4 protein-coding genes are annotated in these 3245 nt (G+C 63.4%); 2 read left to right on the forward strand and 2 right to left on the reverse strand.

From position 1 onward, the window contains the following. On the forward strand, positions 1-623 hold a 623-nt coding region (locus AC16XC_RS11855; RefSeq protein ID WP_484034866.1), incomplete at its 5' end, for an alpha/beta hydrolase-fold protein. A 27-nt stretch (positions 624-650) separates the two neighbouring features. After that, a complete protein-coding gene (locus AC16XC_RS11860; RefSeq protein WP_484034867.1) occupies positions 651-1232 on the forward strand; it encodes a lysophospholipid acyltransferase family protein in 582 nt (193 codons plus the stop codon). 71 nt (positions 1233-1303) lie between these two features. Here AC16XC_RS11860 and AC16XC_RS11865 read toward each other — a convergent pair whose 3' ends face one another. Together AC16XC_RS11865 and AC16XC_RS11870 are read right to left on the reverse strand one after the other, a co-directional pair. After that, positions 1304-2089: a hypothetical protein gene (locus tag AC16XC_RS11865; protein ID WP_484034868.1), complete on the reverse strand. Its 786-nt coding sequence runs from the start codon at positions 2087-2089 to the stop codon at positions 1304-1306. A 127-nt stretch (positions 2090-2216) separates the two neighbouring features. Then, on the reverse strand, positions 2217-3245 hold a 1029-nt coding region (locus tag AC16XC_RS11870), incomplete at its 5' end, for a bifunctional metallophosphatase/5'-nucleotidase (protein WP_484034869.1).

Here is a 3245-nt window from a genome sequence, read left to right on the forward strand (position 1 = left end):
TCATCGCGCATGATTTGGTCGCCTATATGGATGCCCATTACCGTACCATCGCCAGGCGCGAAGGGCGCGCGCTGGTCGGCCATTCGATGGGCGGCTACGGCACGTGGCAGATCGGCATGCGCCATCCCGGAATATTCGCCGCGCTGTGGGCGCAGAGCGCCTGTTGCGTGAGCCCGCGCCGTGAAACGGTCGAAAGCGCGCAGCGGCTGGCCGCGATTCCGCTCGAAGACGGGATCAAGGCCGATTTCGGCACTCGCGCGGCGTTGTCATCGATGGTCGCCTGGTCGCCCAATCCGCAGAACCCGCCCTATTATGCCGATTTCCCGATTCGCGATGGCGCGCTCGACGAGACGGTTCTGGCCAAATGGGCAAACAATTCGCCGCTGGCGATGGTTGCTTCGCATATCCCGGCGCTGCAAAGCTACGCCGCGATCGGGGCCGATGTCGGCGACAAGGACGGGCTGGAAGTGGACGATACGCTGATCCACGAGGAGCTCGAGCGGTTCGGGATCGCGCATCGCTGGGAAGTCTATGACGGCACTCACGTGGACAAGATCGGCCCGCGCTTCGACAGCGTGGTGCTGCCGTTCATGGCCGAGCATCTCGACATGGGCGGGGAATAGTACCGGCCCGGGAGCGAAGGGACGGCAATGGCAAGGCCTTCGCTCTTTGCCCGGTTGGCGAAGAGCGTCCTCGTCCTGCTGTTCCGCCTGTCCGGCTGGGAAGTCGTCGGCGGGCCGCCCGAGGTTCGCCGCTGCGTCATCATCGGCGCGCCCCATACCTCCAACTGGGATTTCGTCCGCTTCATGGGGGTAACCGAGGTGCTCGGTGTCCAGCCGGCCTTCATTGGCAAGCACACGCTGTTTCGCGGTGCGGTGGGCCGATTCATGCGCGAAATGGGCGGCATCCCGGTCGATCGCAGCTCTCCTGCCGATGCCGTGCGCCAGGTGACAAGGGAATTCGCCCGCCGCGACGACTTCATGCTGGTCATGTCGCCCGAAGGCACGCGCGGCCATGTCGGGCGCTGGAAAACGGGCTTCTACCGGATCGCGCTGGCGGCCGGCGTGCCGATTATCCCGGGCTTTCTCGACCATGCCAACAAGCGGCTCGGACTCGGGCCGGCGATGATGCCAAGCGGGGATTACGAGGCGGACATGCGCCACCTGGTCGCGTTTTACAGCCGCTATTTCCCGATCACACTGGAGCAGGTGCTGGGCGGGGACACGCCATGACCGCGCGTCGAGATTGGCGCATTTCGATATGGTCGGGAGAGTCGGTTCGAGACCGCAACAACCTTAGAGAGCTATTCCTCCTTGATGGGCAGGGTCGGCGGAGGCGGGAAAGGCTCCTGCTGAGCTCGCAGTTGCTCAAGGGTCAGCGGTTCTGCCGGGAGCCTGAAGCGTTCAGGGTCGATCGCATCCAATGAAAAATCGGTCAGCTCAAGCTGCGTCATTTTGATTGGGGCACCTTGCTCCAACACCGCAACCATTTCGTCGGTCATTCGACCAAGCGCGATACTGACCCGGCCGAACGCACTCGTGCTTGGCTTCATAGACTTCTGAAGATCGGCAAGCGCCTTACCGAGCGGAGCAAGGCGCGGATCGTTGCTAATGACAAAGTCTGCTCGCAACGGCTCGCTTCCATCGGCACCAGCCATACCGTATGCCGTGCCTTTCCGATCACCCACCGTCTCTTCGCCCATCGCAACAAAGGTCGGGACACTGGGTTCCGGCTCGTCTTGGAGGAACGAATCGTCAAATCCCATTTGCTGCGCAGCTTCTGTCACTGCAGCCACGGCATCCTCAAGACGTGTCACGATGATACCGGATGTGTCTCTGCCGATCACATAGAGCTCGCCATCTAACAGAAGATAGCAGGATGCTTGCCTGGCCATCTGGACACGGACGTTACCTGCGCTGTCCGCCTCGACCGTCATTTCCATTTTGAAGAAGGAATTCTCGTCAATGGTCTCGTAGCGTCCAGCTACGTCCGCCCATGCGGGCGTCGCCGAAAGACCAAGTGTCGCAAAGGCCATGCCAAAAAGAATTCCGCGCATTTCCTTGCCCCACTCCCACAACTTCGGCTTCATTGACTTGGACGTTACTTCGGCGTCGAGAGTATGACTAGCACTGCCGCATTTGCAATCAAGATGACGGAGCGTGCTAAAAGGAAGACATCGCTTACAGGAGATCTGGATTCAGATTCTTGTTCGGCGCCTATTCGGGCGTCACATCCCTCGCCCTGAATTCCACCGGCAGGGCGCGCAATGCCTCGCCGCTGAGCCACGCCTCGAGCGCATCGAGATCGCCCGGGCCGACCGCGCGGTCGCGGCCCTCCTTGAAGATCGGGAAGCCGTCGCCGCCCTCGGCGAGGAAGCTGTTGACGGTGAGGCGGTAATCCCGCGCCGGATCGACCGGCACCCCGTCGAGCGTGAGCTTCGCCACGCGCGAACCCGCCGGTTTCGACAGATCGTATTCGTAGCTGAAGCCCGCCGAAGGAAACAGGACAAGGTTGCGCCCGTCCTCGCGGGTGAACTGGCTTTCGAGCAGCGCGATCAGCTGCGCGCCGGACAGCGTCAGCGTCACCAGATCGTTGCCGAAGGGCTGAACCGCATAGAGATCTCCGAAGGTCAGCGAACCGTCCGCCGCGGGCTGCAGCGTGTTGCGCACGCCGCCCGGGTTCATCAGCGAGAACTGCGCCCCGGCCTCACTTGTGGCGGCGACCTGGGCATCGGCGATCAGCTGGCCGGTCGGGGCGCGGCTGGTTGACCCGCTATCGGCCAGCGGCGCGAGCCTGCCGACCGGGCGCTCCGAAAACTCCGCCGCCGCCGCGACATAGGTCGCGACATAGTCCGCGATATCCGCGCGCGGCTCGATGATCGGCGCGGCGAAACTCTGTGCGACAGTGCCAAAAGCGAGCGATTGCACCGGCGCGTTGCGCGCTTCGAGCGCGGTCACGCGATTGGCTTCGGGATCGACCGTCATGCGGATGTCGGTCAGCATCGTGCCGTAGCTGCCAGCGCTGGTGAGGAGGATGAGCTTCTGCCCGTCGCTGCCCGGCAGCTCGCAGATATAGGCCTGGTGGGTATGGCCCGAGACCACCAGGTCGATCGCGGGATCGAGCTTGCTTACGATCTCGAGCATCGGCCCGGCCGCGTCCTCGCAACCGTTTGGATCGCGCTCGCCGCCGATCGCGACGCCCTGGTGGACCAGCACCACCACCGCATCGGCGCCCGCCAGCTTGAG

The organism is Candidatus Andeanibacterium sp. (assembly GCF_057143545.1).

Excerpts from the sequence above, each read along its gene's own strand:
- AC16XC_RS11860 (WP_484034867.1), top strand. The coding sequence starts at position 651 with ATGGCAAGGCCTTCGCTCTTTGCCCGGTTGGCGAAGAGCGTCCTCGTC.
- AC16XC_RS11865 (WP_484034868.1), bottom strand. The coding sequence starts at position 2,089 with ATGAAGCCGAAGTTGTGGGAGTGGGGCAAGGAAATGCGCGGAATTCTT.